The following is a 20,555-nucleotide window of genomic DNA, read 5'->3' as shown; positions in this document are numbered from 1 at the left end:
ATCTCCACAGATGAGTAATCAGCTTGAAAAAGTAAAAGAGCTTATCGCCCTCCGCGAAGAAGCTCGTCTGGGCGGCGGCGAAAAGGCCATCCAGAAACAGCACGAAAGAGGCAAATACACTGCTCGTGAGCGCATTGCCCAGCTTCTCGACGAAGGTTCTTTTGAGGAAATAGACATGTTTGTCCGTCACCGCTGCCACAACTTCGGTCAGGAAAAGAAGAGCTACCTCGGCGACGGTGTGGTTACCGGTTACGGTACGATCGACGGACGTCTCGTATATGTATTCGCTCAGGATTTCACCGTGTTCGGTGGATCACTCAGCGAGACCATGGCCCTCAAGATCTGCAAGATCATGGACATGGCCATGAAGATGGGTGCTCCCGTCATCGGTCTCAACGACTCAGGCGGCGCACGTATTCAGGAAGGCATCAACGCTCTCGCAGGATATGCTGAAATCTTCCAGCGCAACATCCTCGCTTCAGGCGTGATCCCCCAGATCTCCGCGATCCTCGGCCCGTGTGCCGGCGGTGCGGTCTATTCACCCGCCCTCACCGACTTCACCATCATGACCAAGGGCATCAGCTACATGTTCCTCACAGGTCCTAAGGTTGTAAAGACAGTTACCGGCGAGGATGTGAGTCAGGAAGCACTCGGTGGAGCTACAGTTCACTCTCAGAAGAGCGGTGTGGCTCATTTCGCAGCAGAGGACGGAGAGGAGACACTCCGCATCATCCGCAAGCTTTTCGGCTACATTCCCCAGAACAATCTCGAAGAACCCCCGTTGGTTGAATGCACCGATCCCATCGACCGTCTTGAGGACTCGCTCAATGAGATCATCCCTGACTCGGCCAACCGTCCCTACGACATGTATGAGGTCATCAACGCCATCGTCGATAACGGTGAATTCCTTGAGATCCAGCGTGACTATGCAAAGAATATCATCATCGGCTTCGCCCGTTTCAACGGTCAGTCAGTAGGCGTTGTCGCCAACCAGCCCAAATATCTCGCCGGTGTGCTTGACAGCAACGCATCGCGTAAGGGCGCACGTTTCGTCCGCTTCTGCGACGCCTTCAACATTCCTCTGGTGACACTCGTTGATGTCCCCGGCTTCCTTCCCGGCACAGGTCAGGAATACAACGGTGTGATCCTTCACGGTGCCAAGCTCCTCTACGCCTACGGTGAGGCTACGGTGCCCAAGGTGACCGTGACACTCCGCAAGAGCTACGGTGGCTCACACATCGTTATGTCATGCAAGCAGCTCCGCGGCGACATGAACTACGCTTGGCCTACCGCCGAGATCGCAGTTATGGGTGGCGCAGGTGCTGTCGAGGTTCTCTACGCCAAGGAAGCCAAGGCTGCCGAAGATCCCGCCAAGGTGCTCCGCGAGAAGGAGGAAGAGTACAACAAGCTCTTCTGCAATCCTTACAATGCAGCACGCTACGGCTACATCGACGACGTGATCGAACCCCGCAACACCCGTTTCCGCGTAATCCGTGCCCTCCAGCAGCTTGCCACCAAGAAAGTGGTCAACCCTGCCAAGAAACACGGCAACATACCTCTCTAAGAGCGTCACTTCCTCGCCGGAGATCCCGCCAACCAGCGGGAGTCTCCAGCGCGGACAGCATCAAAATCTCATCAATCAATCTCAACACAGATTTATGAAAAAAAGACTTCTAACGCTGCTGATGGTGACTCTCGCATGCGTGATGGCCGTTTCCGCCCAAGGGCGCAGAGGTCTCCGCATCAATGAGGTGATGATCGTCAATGACTCCACAAGTGTGGTTGACGATTTCGGACAGTATCAGGCTTGGATCGAGCTCTTCAACTCGACCTTCGCCCCGCTTGAAATCTCAAGCGTCTATCTCACCAACGATCCCAGCAACAATACGCTTTATCCCGTTCCCTTAGGCGATGTAAACACCGAGATCCCCTCGCGTCAGCACATCATCTTCTGGGCCGACGGAGAGCCCAACAAGGGCACGTTCCACACCAACTTCACCTTCACTCCCGGCGAGGACAACTACATTGCCATCTACGATGCCAACGGTCTTAGCCTCATCGACGAGATCGTGATCCCCGGTTCTCTGCTTCCGGGTCAGTCATACGCCCGCAAGGCTGACGGCGAAGGCGGCATCAACAATCCCGATGACTGGGAAGTGCGCGACGGTTCAGACGCCAAATACATCACACCGTCAAGCAATAACATCATCAAGAGCACAAACAACAAGGTCGATAGCTTCGCCGAACATGATCCTCACGGATTCGCAATGGCCGTCATGGCTATGTGTATCGTGTTCCTCGCACTGCTTGTCCTCTCGATCTGCTTCTACATCATCAACTCAATCGGTGCAAACGTTTCGCGCAAACGCAAGGCAAAAGCACTCGCCGGTGACGAAGAGACCGCAGAGCATCACGATGAGCATGATTCAGGTGAGGTCATCGCTGCAATCGCTGCCGCACTCGCCGAGCATCTCGACGCTCATGACCGCGAAAATACCGTACTCACCATCAACAAGGTACGTCGTGCTTACTCTCCTTGGAGCTCAAAGATCTACAGTCTCCGTGAACTCCCCCGCCACTAAGCACGCATTTCCCCCTCACATTAATTTCCCCCGCTTCAACCATTGAAACACTAAAAAAGAAATGAAAGAGTATAAATATAGAATCAACGGTAACCTCTACACGGTGAAAATCGGTGATATCGACAACAATCTCGCCAAGGTGGAAGTCAACGGCGTGCCTTACAAAGTTGAGCTCCAGAAGACCGAAAAGCCCGTCACCATCGTTTCAGCTCCCCGTCCTTCAGCAGCTCCCCGCACCGAGACCGGAGCAAAGGTTATCAACAAACCTCAAGTCTCTACCGGCGGCTACACAGTCGAGGCTCCCCTGCCCGGCGTGGTCGTATCAGTCAACGTGAAGGTCGGTGACACAGTCAAGGCATCGGACACCGTGGTTGTCCTCGAAGCCATGAAGATGGAAAACGCCATCCATGCCGGCCGCGACGGAAAGGTAGCCGCTATCAACGTAGGCAACGGTGACTCTGTACTTCAGGGCACAGCACTCATAGTTCTCGAATAACCGGAGTGAGCGTCTCCAAAACATTCATTTTTGAAAACCCTCACGTCTAAGTAAACCCAGAGAATTATGTTCAAAGAATTCTTACTGCAAAACCTTCAGGAGTTCTGGCATCTGACAGGTTTTTACAACGCCACATGGGAGCATCTCGTGATGCTGCTTGTCGGCCTGTTCTTCATCTGGCTCGCCATCAAGAAGAATTTCGAACCGATGCTCCTCGTGCCCATCGGCTTCGGTATCCTCATCGGCAACGTCCCCTTCAACACCACCGCCGGTCTTGAGATCGGCATCTATGAGGAGGGCTCTGTGCTCAACATCCTCTACAACGGTGTGAGTGCCGGATGGTATCCCCCGCTCATCTTCCTCGGCATCGGTGCGATGACCGACTTCTCGGCCCTCATCGCCAATCCTAAGCTCATGCTCATCGGTGCAGCCGCCCAGTTCGGTATCTTCGGTGCCTACATGGTGGCCCTCCTGCTCGGCTTCGCGCCTGATCAGGCCGGTGCGATCGCCATCATCGGTGGTGCCGACGGCCCGACTGCAATCTTCCTTTCATCGAAGCTCGCTCCCAACCTCATGGGTGCCATCGCCGTGTCGGCATACTCCTACATGGCTCTCGTCCCCGTGATCCAGCCGCCGCTGATGCGTCTGCTTACCACTAAGAATGAACGCGTCATCAAGATGAAACCCGCACGTGCCGTGTCGCAGAACGAGAAGATCATCTTCCCCATCGTGGGTATGATCCTTACCTGCTTCGTCGTTCCTTCAGGTCTTCCCCTGCTCGGCATGCTCTTCTTCGGTAACCTCCTCCGTGAATGCGGTGTGACTAACCGTCTCGCCAAGACTGCGAGCAACGCACTCACCGACATCGTCACCATCCTCCTCGGTATGACTGTCGGCGCATCCACTCAGGCATCGGAGTTCCTCACCTCAGAGACCATCCGCATCTTCCTTCTCGGATTCATGGCCTTCGTCATCGCATCGGCCAGTGGTGTGCTCTTCGTGAAACTCTTCAACCTCTTCCTTCCGAAGTCCAAGAAGATCAATCCGCTTATCGGTAACGCCGGTGTTTCGGCCGTCCCGATGTCGGCACGTATCTCCAACAACCTCGGCCTTGAGTACGATCCGAGCAACTACCTGCTGATGCACGCCATGGGTCCCAACGTAGCCGGTGTGATCGGTTCAGCCGTAGCGGCCGGTGTGCTCCTCGGCTTCCTTGCCTGATAGTTCCAGCAGCTCCTGCAGGAGCGCGAACATACTGAATCCGTTACGCAGGGACATGAAAAACAATTTTCTCAGAATTGAATTTCTGTCCCTGCGTAATTTTTTTGCCAAAGGACAACGGACCTGAATAAATACCTTCTACAGCCTAAACAACGGGTAATCAGCCCTATAAATCGTTATTATCCGATCCCTGCGTCCTATAGCATCCGATTTTTGCATTTTAACTTAACATAAGGGTCATTTTTTAACAGAAAACTATAAACCCAACGAAAGAAACGATTGTTGTAATAGCAAAGACATACCACACAGTCCGAAATTCATCACCCGTTTTTCCAAACTCGACAGTGTAATAGTCTATCACGCATTTATTCCCATTGTTCTATCGGCACTAAAATCTTTTGAGAATATGGTAACACGCCAGATCATCGATAAGATGTATAAGCAGTACAAGCGTCCGCCGGCCTCGCCTGACGAACTCAATTTCGGTTTACTCTTCGCATACGCCATAGAGAATCATGGTATCGTAATCGATGAGAATGACCTGTACATCGGCAGTATAGATCCCCGTTCACCTTTCGCAACCATCCCCTTGCGTCATATTCACGAAATCGTAGAATTTGAGAATTATCTCGCTATCATCCTCCGGAATTCAATCATCTTCCTTCATAAGACCACATCTGATGTCAACGTCCATCTGCGCATGGATGAACCCTCCGTATGGTCACGTCTGAAAGATTCTCTTTCAAGCAAACGCGTAGCTGCAAACTGAAGCTTCCACGCATCGATCATATCTATACCTTCACCGCACTTGCATCCACATCTCTGCGCTAACAGATGAACCGCGAAGAAGTATTCAACCGCACAGCCCGTCTCACCGGCCGGGCCACCCTCTCCGCTTTCGGCGAAACGAAAGTAATCATATTCGGCATGGGAGGCGTAGGCAGCTGGGCTGCCGAGACTCTCGTCAGAAGCGGATTCACTCAACTTACCATTGTCGATGCCGACTGCATCGCACTCTCCAATATAAACCGCCAACTCCCCGCCACATCCACTACTGTCGGGCAAATAAAGGTCGAGGCCATGAAGGCTCGCCTGCTCGACATAAACCCCGACGCAAACATCGAGGCCATACATGCATTCTACACAGCATCGACACAAGCGGACTATGATCTCCGCAACTATGACATCATTATCGATGCCATCGACTCCCTTTCAGACAAAGCACTCCTGATCCTCAACGCTACCCGTGCGGTCGCCGAGACCGCACACAGCGACCGTCCCTCACGATTCTATTCATCCATGGGAGCAGCCCTTAAATTAGATCCGTCACGCGTGAGCGTGGCCGAGTTCTGGAAAGTGAAGGGCTGTCCGCTTGCGGCGGCACTCCGACGCAAATTCAAGAAAAGCGGTGAGTTTCCTGCCCGGAAATTCAAATGCGTTTATTCCGATGAACTTGTATCCAATCATCCCGATGCGGATGTCATGGCCGACAATTCAGGAGCAATGTCTTTTAACAAAGTTGCGACAAACGGAGCAATGATGCACATCACAGCCATCTTCGGGATTACCCTTGCCTCACTCGCCATACGCGACGTAATGTCGGCCTCTTAGCTTCAGGCTCTGAATAATTTCCCGGTTTTATTTTCATTCATAATTTTACTCCACCAGATCGGTATAGAGACGGGCAAACGTTCCGTCAAGATCATCCGTAAGTCCCGGATGCGGTCGAGAGGTGGATAGACATGCGCTCCTGACAGCCGTGAGCCATCTGAATCTCTCGTGCGGCTCAAGTTCTCCGATAGCTCCACGACAACCGGCAGCTACTCGGCAGAATGCGTCAAGCTGACTGCGGAGTGCTTCAAGATCGGCACACGGGGCGAACGCATGCAATCGCGGTGAATCAACATCGACCTTGACGCGAATCCATCGCCGACGCTTACACATCATGACAAGCCCGATGTTGATAAACTCCTCCCTCTCCACGCGAGGCAGGAAGCGCACAACTGCGTACTCAAATAAGTTTCTGTCGGGATTCGATGGCATGGCGCACAAAAATTTGAGAGTTCGACAATCGAGTTTTAAGAAAATTCCTATAGACCTCACGCTGTTCATCGGCCGTAGCATCTGTGCCGGAAGCCTCTAACCAATCCACTGGAATGGCATCCACCACCGCATCTATGATCTCAGGGGTGATTCTGCGGTGCATAGCCTCATCGGCTTCATCGAGTTTTGTGGCGTGACGGATCACGGCATGATCCTTGACGTATGGGAAGGGACTTAAAGCCGCCTTCTGCCAGTCGGACCACGAATGATGGAAATAGAGCGAAGCACCCTGATCTATTAGCCATAGTTCACGATTCCAGTAGAGCATATTGGTGTTGCGTGCCGTGCGGTCAATATTTGTCAGGAACGCGTCGAGCCAGACGAGACGCGATGCAGTCATTTCATCCATGCGGTTGGCAAGTACATCCCATGTCATGGCTCCGGACAGGAAATGCACACCGAGATTCATTCCCTCGCTACCTTTTAATAAGTCCTGCACCTCCTCGTCAGGCTCAGTCCGTCCGAAATCCTCGGAAAGATCAAGAAATATGAGTTCCGGAACGCGGAAACCGGCAGCCCGTGCAATTTCCGAACCAATGAATTCCGCTATCAGAGCCTTTGTCCCATGACCTGCACCACGGAATTTGGCCACATAACGGAAGCCATCGGAAGCTTCGACCAGTCCCGGAAGCGAACCGCCCTCACGCAACGGCTGCATGTAGAGCGTGGTCTGTTCGTGTCGGATATCGAGTTTCATAATTTATTCTGTCTGTTTTACAAATTTACAACAATTTTTCATAGCGATTTGCAGCTAAGTGGATTAAAGAAATATTTCCTTAATTATTTCCACTCCGATAATTTTGAAGTCAGCGAGATAATTGCGACCTTTGCGCGGAAAGTGCAGTCTATACGGGTCAATCAGCCAACTCTACGATCCACCAAGGGGGCATGGCACTTATACAAGCCCTATGAACAGAATCTAAACCTCCCTCCACCACGTCATTTCGCAATTATCAGAATCTTTAACTATAATCCATGAAATCATTTTAAAAAATGGTAACTGCAATCGTCACATTCTTTATTCTCGGTTATCTGTGCATTGCTCTGGAGAGCGTGCTCAAGATCAACAAGGCAGTACCCGCACTGCTCATGTGTGTGGTCTGCTGGACTCTTTATGCCTGTGGTGTCGGAGGTGAGGCCGAAACATCAAGCCGTTTGCTCCACCACCTCGGTGAAACCTGTGAAATCTTATTCTTCCTCATGGGCGCAATGACCATCGTGGAGATCGTCGATGCTAACGGAGGTTTCTACTTCGTTCACGATGCTCTCGCCACCAAGAGCAAAAAAGCCCTTCTATGGCGTATCACCGCGATGACTTTCATTCTTTCTGCCATCCTTGACAACCTTACAACCTCGATTGTAATGATCATGGTGCTCCGTAAGCTCATCGAGGACCACAAGGATCGCATGATCTACGGCGGTATCATCATCATCGCCGCAAACGCAGGCGGTGCGTTCTCACCCATCGGCGATGTAACCACCATCATGCTTTGGATCAAGGGTATGATCTCCACCGGCGGTGTTATTTCTCAGCTTATCCTTCCGTCCATTATCTCGGTTGTTGTCTCGGCACTGTGCGTATCGCTCTACCTGAAGGGCGAGGTCGTAGCACCCTCCGGTGCAGCAGAATCACTTCCGGCCAACTCTCCGACCGATCGTAAGATCATTCTCTTCTTCGGTGTTGGCGGTCTGATCTTCGTACCGATCTTCCGTATGCTCACCGGCCTCCCTCCCTTTATGGGAATCCTTCTTGCTCTCGGAGTACTTTGGCTCGTCAGTGAATGGCGCACTTCCCGTCTCTCCATTGCAGCTGAGACCAGCCATCTCAAGGTAACGACCCTCCTCTCACGTATCGATCTCGCAACCATCCTCTTCTTCCTCGGTATCCTCCTCGCCGTGGCAACCCTTCAGGAAACAGGTGTTCTCACCGCTTTCGGCCAGTGGCTCAACGAGGTTTCCAACGGCAACCACTATCTCGTGACCGGTGTGATCGGTGTCGTTTCAAGTATTGTCGATAACGTTCCTCTCGTGGCAGGCTGTATGGACATGTATCCCATCGCAGCTACAGGCGACTTCGCATGCGACGGCCTCTTCTGGCAGCTACTCGCCTACTGTGCCGGTGTCGGCGGTTCAATGCTCATCATCGGATCTGCAGCCGGCGTTGTGGTCATGGGACTAGAGAAAATCAGCTTCGGATGGTACCTCAAGAAATTCACATGGATCGCTTTCGTGGGCTACATAGCCGGTATAGCCGTCTATGCTCTCGAAACCCTCTTTATGGGCTAAGCTCCATCTGAAATAAAATTATTAGCGGGAACGCTTTTCCGGATTTCTTTTACCGGAATAGCGTTCCCGCTTGCTTTTTTCGTGCAGGATCGGGTATGCCCGATCAGTTTAACGCTGATCCTCAATATAGGCATAGACCTCTGAGGATATTCGGGCTATCAACCTCTCGGCATCCTCCTGCGTTCCGGAATAATCCTTGACGAGAACAGCAAGCGTGTAGTTCCGGCCATCGGGAAGGATGATATGAGCCACGTCATTGACAGCTACTATCTCATTGTGTTCATTGATGTAGCCACTGCCTGTGCGATGTGCTATCGTCACGCTATCATTATGGGTAAAGGCTGCTGGGATGCGTTCACGGCCCGTCTCGCAACGTTTCAGTGCAGAAATGATAAACTGCTGCTTCGGAGCTGAAAGCAGGCTGTCGGTGAAAAGAGAGGCCATCAGAGCTGCACACGCCTTAGGAGAACTCCAGTTACGATAGGCTTTCGCATGGTCAAGCTGCATCTCGTGTTCAGTGTATGTAAGCTTGAAATCATTGTCGCCCGTCATATTGCGGATTATGCTGTCGGTCATCGCTACGTGGCAGAAGCGGTCAAAAAGTATGTTACTCACATTGTTGTCACTCTGCAGCAGGAGGTAGTCCAGCAGATCTGTCAGCGGTAGGCTTACGTCTCCTTCGGGATGATCGACCAACAGCGGACTCCATGTATCAGGATTAAGCTCTCTACGCGCGATCGTAACGATTGTGTCAAGCCCCACACCGGACTCGTCGAGTACGCGGCCGAGAGCGATGGACTGATGAAGCTTGAAAACGCTCATTAGCGGATAACGGACACTGTCACAACCGATGGTGACAGTATCTCCCATCGGCAGGATCACTGCGATCCCGACTTGTCCGGGGGCACTATCCGTTATCTCACCGAGGCGGGAGGCAAGATCAGGGCTGTTATGCCGTGAACATGCTGTGAACATCACTATGATTAATGACAAGAGCGGGAACAGTCGGAAGGTGGACATCATATTACAAATATAAAATATTAGATATAAAAATTTAAAGCTGCATATATAGAAGCAAATAAATGCTATTGATAAGCGACTGAGAGCCTTCCGTCCCTATATGGAATGGAAGGCTCTCATTATTTCGTCTTTATAGTTTCAGGCGAATATTTATGCGGTGAGGTGGAATGACTCACGCATATCCACCGTCACGGAACATTGACAGATGTAGGGGAATGTTAGGATCAACCGATCTTGATACCGGAGAAACCCATGAAGGCCATGGCGAGAAGACCGGCGCAGATCATTGCGATAGGCACACCACGCATTGCCTTGGGGACGGATGTCCATGCGAGCTGCTCGCGGATACCGGCAAAGATGGCGATAGCCATAGTGAAACCGATCGCGGTTGCGAAAGCATAGACGATGCTCTGGCCGAGATCCATGTTCTTCTGCACAACCGTGATAGCCACACCGAGGACGGCACAGTTAGTGGTGATGAGCGGGAGGAATACACCGAGCGCGCTGTAGAGCACGGGAGCGATCTTCTTGAGGATGATCTCAAGCATCTGCACGAGGGCGGCGATCACGAGGATAAAGACGATGGTCTGCATGAACTCCAGCCCGAAGGGTGTGAGTACGAGATCCTGAAGCAGCCACGTAATGGCGGTGGCGATGATCATTACGAAAGTCACGGCCGCACCCATGCCGACTGCGCTCGAAAGCTTGCGCGACACTCCGATGAACGGACAGATGCCGAGGAACTGGGCGAAGACGATGTTATTGACAAAGATCGCCGTTATGATGATGGAAATATATTCAAGCATGATCTTAATTCTGGTATTAAATGTGACGTATTAAGTATCAGTCAGCTGTTCATCAGCATGATTTTGCGCGGAGCTTAGTGAAAAGAGCGATAAGCAGGCCGAGGGCGATGAACGCGCCGGGGGCGAGGACGAACACGAGCGAACCAAACTGTTCGGGATAGATGGTGAGATCAAAGATCTTGCCAGTTCCAAGGAATTCGCGCACAGCTCCGAGGAGGGTGAGGGCGATGGTGAAGCCGAGACCTATACCGATGCCGTCAAGACAGCTGTCGATAACATTGTGGCGCGAAGCGAAAGCCTCGGCACGTCCGAGCACGATACAGTTGACCACAATAAGGGGGATGAAGATGCCGAGCGTAGCGTAGAGCGAGGGCACGTAGGCCTCCATGACGAGCTGAAGCACGGAAACGAAGGCTGCGATGACCACGATATAGGCGGGGATACGGACCTTCGAAGGCACGAAGTTCTTGATAAGTGAGATAACCACGTTGGAGCAGATAAGCACTGCCATTGTGGCGAGACCCATACTCATACCGTTGAGTGCGCTACCGGTAGTTCCGAGTGTAGGACACATACCGAGCATCAGCACGAATGTCGGGTTTTCGGCTATGATGCCGTTGAAAAGTATCTTGAGTTTATCATTCATGGCGCGGTAAGATTATTGCTGTGCAGCGAATTGTTGTGAGGCTTGGTTAGCAAGGGTGAGCGCGCGGAGGAATGCGCGTGACGAGATGGTGGCTGCTGTGATGGCATCGACATCGCCACCGTCCTTGCTGACGGTGAGGTTGGAAGTAGCGGCATTCAGGCCGATGATGCTGTGGGCGGGATTGCAGAACCATTCGCCCATCTTCGATCCGAGGCCGGGAGTCTCGGCGTGCTGCATCACGGCATAACCGGTGATATCGCCTGCGGGGTTGAAGCCATACATGACGGTGATGAGACCGGAGAAACCGTTGGTGTCGTGGCTCTCTACTGCAAGACCCACGATCTCGCCGTCCTGACGGGCGGGAAAGACGGTGACCGTCTCGCCATCGACGGTCACTTCAGTGGCCTCCTCGGCGGGATTATTGTTGAATTGAATGTCGGGAAGCACCTGACCGATAGCGGCTTTCTGCTTCTCGGCCTTGGCCTGTGCGATAGGCTCTTTTGTGGCTGTATAGACTCCTGCGAGTGCAGCAGCGGCCACGATGGTGATGATGCCAAGCGAGAGCACCATGTTTACGAGTGTCGATTTCATGCGGCTACCCTCCCTTCTCCGAATTTGCGGGGTTTGACATAGCGGTTGATGAGCGGAGTGACACCGTTCATGATAAGGATGGCGAAGGAAACGCCTTCGGGGTATGCGCCCCACTGACGGATGATGACAGTAATTATACCGATCATAACGCCGTAGATGATCATGCCCGCATGGCTCATAGGTGATGTCACATAGTCAGTTGCCATGAAGATCGCGCCGAGCATGAGACCACCTGTGAGGAGCTGCACGCCGACGTTAGCTCCGATGCAGAGCGAGAAAAGGGCTACAGTGCCAAGGATGGCGACAGGAATGTGCCATGTGATCACACGGGTGCAGAGCAGATAGATGAAGCCGATCAGAAGGGCTATAGCACCGATCTCACCCATCGAACCGCCGGTGAAACCGAGAGCCTGATTGAGAAGATCGACGTCCTCACCGTTGATCTGAGCCATCTTGAGCTGACCGAGAGTGGTCGCTCCGGTGGTGGCATCGAGATAGTTGAGACGGTTTTCCATCGGGAGAGGCCATGTGGTCATCTGCACGGGGAATGAGAGGAGAAGGAACACGCGGCCTACGAGTGCGGGATTGAAGATGTTGCATCCGAGACCGCCGAAAGTCATCTTGCCGATGCCTATTGCGATGACGCAACCGATAAGGACTGTCCACACGGGGAGGTTGGACGGGAGGTTGAGAGCAAGGAGAAGTCCGGTAAGGACGGCCGACATATTGCCGATGGAGGGTTGTTCTCCGAGCATGTAACGTGAGATAAGGTATTCAACAGCCACACAACCGACTATGGATGTGACTATTACGATTGCTGCACCGAGACCGAAGCAGTAAAGTGCCAATGCGACAGCCGGAAGAAGGGCAATGATGACATGGGTCATCAGCTTCTTCACCGTGACTGATGTCTGCGCATGAGGCGAAGGTGAAATGGTGATAAGCTGGCTCATTACTAAGTTTTGAAATTGGTATTAGTCGGTGCAAAATTAAGAAAAAATCTTTAAATAATGCATAAAAGAACTTACATAAAGTTTAATTCGGCCTAAAAACAATCATTTTGAATCGGAAACCACACGAGGAGTCAAGGGCGATCAGTGAATCTTAAAAAATGTAATGAATCATACATTGATCTGATCTATTTATGAATTACACTAATAAAAAATGTCAGGCCGATCCATAATGGACCGGCCTGACGGCTATCTGAAGCCTAATGATGTTAAAGACTATCGGTAGAGTTGAACTCTGTGATTAGGACGGATCCTGCACGCAGATCAATACCAACGGGGGTCACCGATCTTCTTCTGATAGATCTCGTGAGACTGAACCTTGGCGTCGTTCTTGACCTTGAGAGCCTCGAAGATGTTGTCGGGAGCGGCATGGTCGTCCTTGTTGGGAGCAGCCTTGTCAAATGCCTTGTTCTTCGGGTTGGGGTTCTGGAAGAATTCATCGGCACGGAGAGCGGGAGTACCGGTCTTCACGATAAGGTCGGAAGAATTGCCTGATACGAGACCCGGCGTCCAGTCCCACTTGTCGCCGATGGCATTCTTATTGGCCGAGAAAGCAGCAGAAGTGAAGATACCGTCATCAACCATGTGGGCATCGCGGCTACCGAGAGAGTAGTTGTCTTTGAGATCCCATGTCACGTTACCGCTACCGGATATATTACGGAAGTCACATGCAGACTGGTTGAGGTCACGGTTGTCGGAAGGATCAGAAGCAAGAACGATAAGGTTGTTCTTGAAGGCGATGTATGAGTTGTCCGGGAGGTAACGGAACTCGAAGAATAGACGGCCTGACGAGCGGGTAGAGAAGTTGATGAACGTACAGTTCTCAATAGTGATATTGAACTTCACGTCGCTACCCCACAGAAGATCCTTGTTATTGTCAGAAAGGAGAGCATGGCGGGGAGAATCGTAGAACGTACAACGGCGCATCTGGAAGTCATTGTAGAGGTTTGACTTCACATGATTACCGTCGCCTGCAAACCATGAGTAACCACGACCGTTGTTGTCATAATAACCCTGATTGTAGAACAGACAGTCTTCGACAAGAATCTTCTTGAAAATCTTGTAGCGCGGACCCTGAACTCGGAAGAAGCCACGGATGAATCCTTGGAACGTACAATTCTTCAGCTGGAATGATTCGAAAGTCACCGCAAGACCACCTGAGTACATATTGGCAAAATAGTTACCGGTTGCACTACCCTGACCAAAGTTGCGGGCGAGAGGACACTGGAAGTCGATGCCCTCGAAGATCACGTCCTCGATCTGGATGGGAGCGTCAACATCGCCAGCCTCCTTGTTCTTACCGAAAACCCAGTTACCTGTCACGGGGCTGCCGCCCTTTTCAGAGATACCGCCGAGGAAGACAACGGCACGCTTGCCCTGCGCAAGGTCATCGGGATGGGTTGCAAGAGTGAAACCCTTCTGTACTAAGGGATTGCCTACGGTGTAATAGTTATGGCCTCCACGGAGATAATACACCTGACCTTCGGCAAGCACATTAGAGTTGACAAAGTTGGTGATGATGGTGTCAATACGGGTAGCATTGTACTCAACCGCACCGGGAATGGTGTCATTGGGATCAACTATAGGCTCGATGATGATCGGAGCTCCGGGATCACCCTTGGTACGGACAAACACTTGATTGTACTCAGCGTCGATGTCGCAAGTCACGGTCTGCCCTGAAAGATTGGTATATGTGAACATACGGGCATCATTACGGATGGTAACGTAGTAACCTGAGTTTTCTGACAGACCAGTGAGACGAATTTCGCCGGCAGCGATTTCTTCGGGAGTGAGGACACGCGTACCGTTCACGAATCCGTCGGGCATACTTGCCTCCGGATTGAATGGAGCAGGCTTGACAACGACAGTTGTAGCGACGAAGTTTCCGTCAGCATCCACTTCAAAATTCTTCTTGATGTAGTCGGGGTTAGGAGAGCCATCATCAAGAGTTTCGCGGAGGTCATTCTTGGAATAGTCAGCCTCGTTGAATGCGAGAGCGTAGGTGAATGTCACCTCGTGGTAGTCCTTATCCTTCGAACCGCAGATATTGGGGGTCGGATAGCGGTCACCGGTCTGGATTCCGAGATAGTCCTCCCATTCGCGTCCACCACCGATACCATACCACTCCGAATGATATTCCTCACCCTTGGGTGAAAGCACGCGGATGATGAAGCGGTAGTCAGTCTTGTAGTTGAGGTTGGAAATCTCGATGTGAGTCACTTCGGGGCCCACGATGAAAGACTCGACAATCTTATCCGGATTATTCCAGTCATCGAGAAGACCGCTGTTGAGATTCTCCGCATAGCGGATCTCATAACCGGCCGCACCTTCCACACCATACCAGTAGAGCTGCACTGTGTTGATCGAGTTGGGAACGACCTTAGATGCATAGTCGTCGTTCTCAGGCTTCACGTTGGTTGAATTTTCGCTGCGGAACATGGTTCGGGGCATACGGTCCAGATCCGCCGGCGAGTAGCTTGTATCGTCGTCCTTACAAGAGGTTGCTCCGACAGCGACGAGAAGCGTAAGGGCATATAGGAATTTTTTCATTTCTGTTTTGTTAGATAATCAGGTTAAAATTACTTGTAGCCGTAATAATTCTGGTAGCGGCCCTCCGAGCGGCTGAGGACAGCGCGGGGGATGGGGAGGATGTAACGGATGACAGGGAGATTCGTACGGTCAGGCTTATTGGCCAGATCCCTTACATCCATAGAATACTTGCCGTTGTTGTTGATCACGACAACACCTCCAGCACCATTCTCGTCACCTTCTTCGGGAGTCATATAGATGTAGCCGCGGAGTGAGAAGCGGATCTCGTTACGGATATTACCCTCCTTTGACCACTCGACAATGTCCTGACGGACGTTGCTGAGACCGAGGCCGTTGACTTCAGCCGACGACATGGTGCGGTAGGGATTGAGGACACGGCACACCTTGACATTCTGGTTGGGGAATACGCTTTCGGGATAGATGGGCATCTCGACACCATCAACGGTCATCTTGTTATCGACGCTACGGATGTTGTGATAAGTGAAGGGGAATTTGTCGTAAGCCTCATCGTCACCGTCGAAATCGTATGCGGCAACATGACCGAGATTGGTCGAAGAACTCTCGGATGCCTCGGCAAGCGAGAGATAGCGGTAGAATGTCCAATAAACATTCTCGGCGAGGAGATCGTGACGCACGAGGTCGCGCCAGCGCATATTTTCACCGGCAAACTCAAACTTACGCTCGTCAAGGACTGCCTTACGGAAATCTTCCTCAGAAGTGCGGGCTGCTATGTAGGGCTCAACGAGCTCAGGATTGTTGGGGAAGGCACGGTGACGTACCTGTGCGAGAGTGCTGACAGCCTCTGCGCCGTTGGGGCCATTCACTCCATGCTCTATTTCATTGACAGCCTCGGCAAACATAAGGAGGACATCGGTATAGCGCATGAATGGGAAGTTGATACCGGTGTTGTCGGTAGTCTGGCTACCAAGACCACCGGGAACCCAGAGTTTGGACCACTTACCGTTTGAAATCGTATAGGTGTTATCAAGTATTGCGTCGCCATTGGGAGCATCGTACTTGGTGAGCTGGTTGACATAGTCACGGCGTGCGTCGTTTTCGTCAAACATGAAGCGGTATGCGGCGTTCAGACGATTGTTTGACTTGGCCTCGCCGTAGTTATGGGGAGTCTCACTCTGATAGGAATCGAGTTTTGGACCGTGGTCATAACCCACGCGGCCATTGGCAGTCTTAGCGAAGGGGATTTCCCATATAATGTCGTCACCGGTAGAGGACATGAAACGGCACTGGTCATAGAATACCTGATAGAACGGCTTTCCGAGGCTGTGTTTCTGAGAGTCCATGACTTTCTTTGCATAGTCGCGGGAAATCGCATAGTAATCGAGGTAATCATCGGGGTTCATGCGCTCCATCTTGCCGTAGGAATCGCCGTCGGGACGAAGAGTATAGCCTGCGGCAGTCTGTGCGATACGGGCAATCATCGCCCAAGCCATCTCCTTAGAGATACGCTCTACACCGTCGCTGAGCTCAGAAGCAAACTTCATGTCCTCCGAAATTTCTTTCAGGTCCTCGATGATCTTGTCGAGAACTTCGGCGCGGTCAGTGATGGGATAGATACGCTCTGTCGTGGTACGCGACGAGTTGAAGGAGAAAGGAACGTCTCCGAACATCCATGTAAGGTCATGGTAAGCGATGGCGCGCATCACCTTGGCCTCACCGATCATCTGACGGATATCGGCATAGTCGGTTTCTTCCTCAGGATCGTAGAGCGATGACGACTCAGCACCCTCGACAAAAAGATTGGCAAGCTCGATGGTGGCATATTGAGCAGCCCAAGTCGAGTTGATCGCACCGCCGTCGGGGTCCGCATCGTAGCGACTCCATGCCGAACCTGAAAGGAAGCGGCTTGAATTGGTCTTGAAATCGACATCGGTGTTCATGACGTAGGTCGAATACATCTTGTCACCGTATGTGTCGCCACTCAACATCGACGTGTAGATGCCGTTGAGAGCATTGTTCATCTCAGTTTTGTCGGAATAGACATATTCCGGGACATTCTGTGAGGGCGCATCGACCTCAAGATAGTCCGAGCAGGAAGCGAGAGACGCAACCGAGAGACCTGCTATGAATATATTGCGAAATTTCATTGTGATTATTCCGTAATTTGGTATTATGATTTAATTAGAATGACAGATTGATACCGAATACATAGCTGCGGCTACGCGGGTAGCGGTTCATGTCGTAGGAAGGAGTAAGGCCGCTCTGGACGTCAACCTCAGGATCGTAACCGGAATATTTGGTGATGATGAAGGGGTTGGTGACAGAAGCATAGAAACGACACTTGCTCATACCGATCTTCTGGAAGATCTTTGAGGGAAGGCTGTAGCCGAGAGTGATGTCGGTACAACGGAGGAACGAACCGTCTTCGACGAAGCGCGAGATAGTATATTCCTTATTGACATCTGCGGGGTTCCACTCGGTGCGGTCACGGTTGATGTACTGATACATTTCATAACCGTCGAGGAGAGCCTTGTCCATTGGCACGCCTGAACCTTCGAAATTAGTCCATGTAGCCTGTGTGTTGCCGAGCATGTGCTCCCAACGATACTCAACATCGGTGTAAGTCCAGCGGTTAGCCTTGTTGAACGAAGAAAGGACGTTGTAGAAGTTGTTCTTATTGTTCTTCGATGATGACAGAGTGTAGGCAGTGGCGTTATATACGTCGAAGTCGAGGAAGAAGGTGAAGTTGGCAGTGAAGTCAAAGCCCTTCCACTGACCGTTGAGACCAAAACCACCCTGAAGTTTGGGAGTCGTACGGCCGATCACGGTCTTGTCATTCTCGTCGATGACACCGTCACCGTTGAGATCCTTGAACTTGGGTTTACCGGGCTGGGTCTGCGTACCCTGATCGTTGGAGTTATACATATTATCCATCTTCACAGTTCCGGAAATGAGCTTGCCGTTTTCATCGAAAACCTGAGGAATGGGATCATAGACTGACGAAGCAGAATTATAGGTGAACTCATCGAAACCGTAGAGACCGTCATAGACATAACCGTAGATGAGACCTACCTCGCCACCGACCTGAAGGCGGTAGTTGTTGCCGGCTTCTGAGTTTGTACGGCCGTGACGGAGTTCGAGGAAGTTTTCGTCGCCTGTCAGTTTATCGACCTTCATCTTGTTTGCACCGATATTGAAGTTGGCCGAGAGGACATAGTCCTTGCCACGGAGGATGTCGCCGTTGATCGAAAGTTCAAAACCGCGGTTGGTCACCTGACCGATGTTGCGATACTGCTTGCTGTAACCGATGGTGGTCAGCACGTCGGCCTCATAGATAAGGTCGGAGGTAGTGTTCCAGTAGTATTCGGGAGTGAGACGGAGACGGCCGTTGAAGAATGCAAGATCAAGAGCGAAGTTACGTGTGAGGGTTGTCTCCCACTTGATGTCGGGGTTGGGGAGATACTTTGAGGTGTCGTAGTACATCTCTCCATCCGGATTGGTTGACGATTCGCCGAAGTTTGGACCGCCTGAACCGTTGGAGGTATAGAGGTAACGCCACATGTCGGCTTTGATACGGTTGTTACCGGCCTTACCGATGGCTGCACGGAGTTTAAGCTCGTCAAGCCAAGTGAGATCCTTCATGAAATCCTCGCTTGAGAGTACCCACGCACCTGAAACCGAGGGGAAGTAACCCCACTGGTGACCGGGAGCGAACATTGTCGAACCGTCAGCACGGAAGGTAGCCGACAGGAGATACTTGTGATCGTAGTTGTAGCTGAGCTGGCCGAAGTAAGAAGTTGTGCGGTCAGCTGTGCCGAGGTTTGATTCGGAAACCCATGCCTTGCCGAGTCCCATATTGTTGAAGGCCTTGTCAGCAGTGATTTCGCGGGGGAAGTAGCGGTTCTTCTGGTCGGTGTTCTGAGCCTGCTTGTGATAGAGTTCGAAACCTACGAGGGCATAGAAGTTGTTCTTCTCCTTGATGCTCCAGTCGTAGGAAGCAGTGGTGGTCCAAGTGTATTGGTTGGTCTGTGTCTTCTTGATCTCGGCTACGGGGAGAGTCTGATACTTCTTGCCTTCCGAGGTAAGGGGACCCCAGAAACGGTTGTCGTCCGCGAATGAGAAGGTGTAGTTGCCTTCGGTGCGGAGAGTCAGACCCTCGATGGGCTTGAATTCAAGAGAAGCCTGATTTGCAATCGTATAAGAGTGTTTCTTACGGACATTGGTTCTGATGTCGTTGACAGGATTGGTATATTCGAAGAGAGCTTCCTGATCGGGGTCGGCTACGCCGGGGGCCCAGAAGATGCCGCCAAGCTCGCGGATACCGTTGGAGGGACGGTAGCGGAGTACGTCGATGATACCGCCTGTACCTACGTTGTCACCGCCTGCACCTTCGTCACGACGATAGGAGATTTTGGGGTTGTACTGTAAAGTAAGGTTGGGGAGGATCTTTGTAGAGAGCTTGGTGTGGATGTTTGTACGGCGCACACCTGAACCCATGATGATACCTCGGTCATCCGACTGGGTGAACGAAATGTTGTAGCGGGTCTTGTCGTTACCGCCGCCGATAGAGAAGTTGGTGGAGTAAGAGAATGGATTGTTGCCCATCACTTCATCCTGCCAGTCGTGAGTTGGGGCTGAACGATAGAGATCAAGGTCGCGGATATTACCGAAGTTGTAACGGAAGAGTTTTGCAGAGGATGATGACTTTGAACGACCTGTTGCGAAGTCCCACTGATAGTCAACGAAGTCGTAGGCATTCATGAGATCGAGTTTCTTCGAGATATGTGAAACCGAACCCTGAAGGTTGAGCGATACCTGAGTCTTGCCCTCAGCGGCTGACTTGGTTGTCACGATGACTACGCCGTTACCACCTTTCGCGCCATATATAGCGGTGAGAGATGCATCCTTGAGGATGTCGATGCTCTGGATGTCGCTCGGCGGGATGTCATTGATGTTTTCAACTTGGAAACCATCGACAATGTAGAGCGGGTCATTTGACTGGGTCACTGATGTCGCACCACGCACGCGGATGTTGATGTCGGCACCCGGCTGACCATCGACTGTAGTCACCTGCACACCTGCCACCTTACCCTGAAGGGCGACGGCTGCGGAAGTGACGGGGACTGCGGCGAGTTTCGCGCCTGAAACCGAACCTACGGAACCGGTGAGGTCGCGGCGTGCGCGTGAACCACCGTAACCGATCACGACAACTTCATCGAGGGCTTCGGAATCCTCGCTGAGTACCACGTTGAAGTGGGTCTGACCGTTGACTGAAATACGCTCGGT

17 protein-coding genes are annotated in these 20,555 nt (G+C 51.8%); 7 read left to right on the top strand and 10 right to left on the bottom strand.

All coding sequences use genetic code 11. The features are described 5' to 3' along the window. Positions 1–10 precede the first annotated feature (10 nt). From K2G41_RS06940 to K2G41_RS06915, 6 genes are all read left to right on the top strand, one after another. The gene (locus K2G41_RS06940; RefSeq protein ID WP_300116730.1) at positions 11–1,564 is read left to right on the top strand and encodes an acyl-CoA carboxylase subunit beta; all 1,554 of its coding nucleotides are present in this window, start codon (positions 11–13) and stop codon (positions 1,562–1,564) included. 94 nt (positions 1,565–1,658) lie between these two features. Next, positions 1,659–2,582, top strand: a complete 924-nt coding sequence (locus K2G41_RS06935) for an OadG family transporter subunit (RefSeq protein ID WP_300116728.1) — start codon at positions 1,659–1,661, stop codon at positions 2,580–2,582. Positions 2,583–2,643: 61 nt separating this feature from the next. Continuing rightward, positions 2,644–3,078 (top strand): biotin/lipoyl-containing protein, encoded by a 435-nt coding sequence (locus K2G41_RS06930; protein WP_300116726.1) that lies wholly within the window; start codon positions 2,644–2,646, stop codon positions 3,076–3,078. A 66-nt stretch (positions 3,079–3,144) separates the two neighbouring features. Beyond that, the gene (locus K2G41_RS06925) at positions 3,145–4,299 is read left to right on the top strand and encodes a sodium ion-translocating decarboxylase subunit beta (protein WP_300116724.1); all 1,155 of its coding nucleotides are present in this window, start codon (positions 3,145–3,147) and stop codon (positions 4,297–4,299) included. Positions 4,300–4,705: 406 nt separating this feature from the next. Further along, the gene (locus K2G41_RS06920) at positions 4,706–5,068 is read left to right on the top strand and encodes a hypothetical protein (RefSeq protein ID WP_300116722.1); all 363 of its coding nucleotides are present in this window, start codon (positions 4,706–4,708) and stop codon (positions 5,066–5,068) included. Between the two features lie 65 nt (positions 5,069–5,133). Further along, positions 5,134–5,910, top strand: coding sequence for a tRNA threonylcarbamoyladenosine dehydratase (locus K2G41_RS06915; RefSeq protein ID WP_300116720.1), 777 nt, complete (start codon positions 5,134–5,136; stop codon positions 5,908–5,910). A gap of 45 nt (positions 5,911–5,955) precedes the next feature. Here the strand turns inward: K2G41_RS06915 and K2G41_RS06910 are convergent, their stop codons facing one another. Further along, positions 5,956–6,300 (bottom strand): DUF3037 domain-containing protein, encoded by a 345-nt coding sequence (locus K2G41_RS06910; RefSeq protein WP_300116718.1) that lies wholly within the window; start codon positions 6,298–6,300, stop codon positions 5,956–5,958. 10 nt (positions 6,301–6,310) lie between these two features. Next, positions 6,311–7,099, bottom strand: a complete 789-nt coding sequence (locus K2G41_RS06905; RefSeq protein ID WP_300116717.1) for a HipA family kinase — start codon at positions 7,097–7,099, stop codon at positions 6,311–6,313. 296 nt (positions 7,100–7,395) lie between these two features. On the opposite strand from K2G41_RS06905, the gene nhaD reads away from it, so the two are divergent. Then, positions 7,396–8,688 carry a sodium:proton antiporter NhaD gene (gene nhaD, locus K2G41_RS06900; RefSeq protein ID WP_300116716.1) on the top strand — a complete coding sequence of 431 codons (1,293 nt, stop codon included), beginning with the start codon at positions 7,396–7,398 and terminating at the stop codon, positions 8,686–8,688. Positions 8,689–8,796: 108 nt separating this feature from the next. Here the strand turns inward: nhaD and K2G41_RS06895 are convergent, their stop codons facing one another. The 8 genes from K2G41_RS06895 to K2G41_RS06860 form a co-directional block, all read right to left on the bottom strand. Further along, a complete protein-coding gene (locus K2G41_RS06895; protein WP_300116715.1) occupies positions 8,797–9,681 on the bottom strand; it encodes a serine hydrolase in 885 nt (294 codons plus the stop codon). A gap of 251 nt (positions 9,682–9,932) precedes the next feature. Beyond that, positions 9,933–10,514: an electron transport complex protein RnfA gene (locus K2G41_RS06890; RefSeq protein WP_300116714.1), complete on the bottom strand. Its 582-nt coding sequence runs from the start codon at positions 10,512–10,514 to the stop codon at positions 9,933–9,935. 52 nt (positions 10,515–10,566) lie between these two features. Further along, complete coding sequence (locus K2G41_RS06885) at positions 10,567–11,160, bottom strand: electron transport complex subunit E (protein ID WP_300116713.1); 594 nt, start codon at positions 11,158–11,160, stop codon at positions 10,567–10,569. Between the two features lie 12 nt (positions 11,161–11,172). Beyond that, on the bottom strand, positions 11,173–11,751 hold the full coding sequence (locus K2G41_RS06880; protein WP_300116712.1) for an RnfABCDGE type electron transport complex subunit G: 579 nt from the start codon (positions 11,749–11,751) through the stop codon (positions 11,173–11,175). Next, entirely contained in the window at positions 11,748–12,704 is a 957-nt protein-coding gene (locus K2G41_RS06875; protein ID WP_300116711.1) for an RnfABCDGE type electron transport complex subunit D, read from the bottom strand. The genes K2G41_RS06880 and K2G41_RS06875 overlap by 4 nt, the downstream gene beginning before the upstream one ends. A 321-nt stretch (positions 12,705–13,025) precedes the next feature. Further along, the gene (locus tag K2G41_RS06870) at positions 13,026–15,311 is read right to left on the bottom strand and encodes a hypothetical protein (protein ID WP_300116710.1); all 2,286 of its coding nucleotides are present in this window, start codon (positions 15,309–15,311) and stop codon (positions 13,026–13,028) included. Positions 15,312–15,340: 29 nt separating this feature from the next. Beyond that, a complete protein-coding gene (locus K2G41_RS06865; protein ID WP_300116709.1) occupies positions 15,341–17,416 on the bottom strand; it encodes a RagB/SusD family nutrient uptake outer membrane protein in 2,076 nt (691 codons plus the stop codon). Between the two features lie 34 nt (positions 17,417–17,450). Further along, the coding region (locus tag K2G41_RS06860) for a TonB-dependent receptor (RefSeq protein WP_300116708.1) at positions 17,451–20,555 on the bottom strand (3,105 nt) is incomplete at its 5' end.

Origin of the sequence: Duncaniella sp. (assembly GCF_029056165.1) — a bacterium.
In the GTDB taxonomy this organism is placed as follows: domain Bacteria; phylum Bacteroidota; class Bacteroidia; order Bacteroidales; family Muribaculaceae; genus Duncaniella.
The sequence above is the reverse complement of the archived record's forward strand: the minus strand, read 5'-3'. Positions and strand labels throughout refer to the sequence as shown.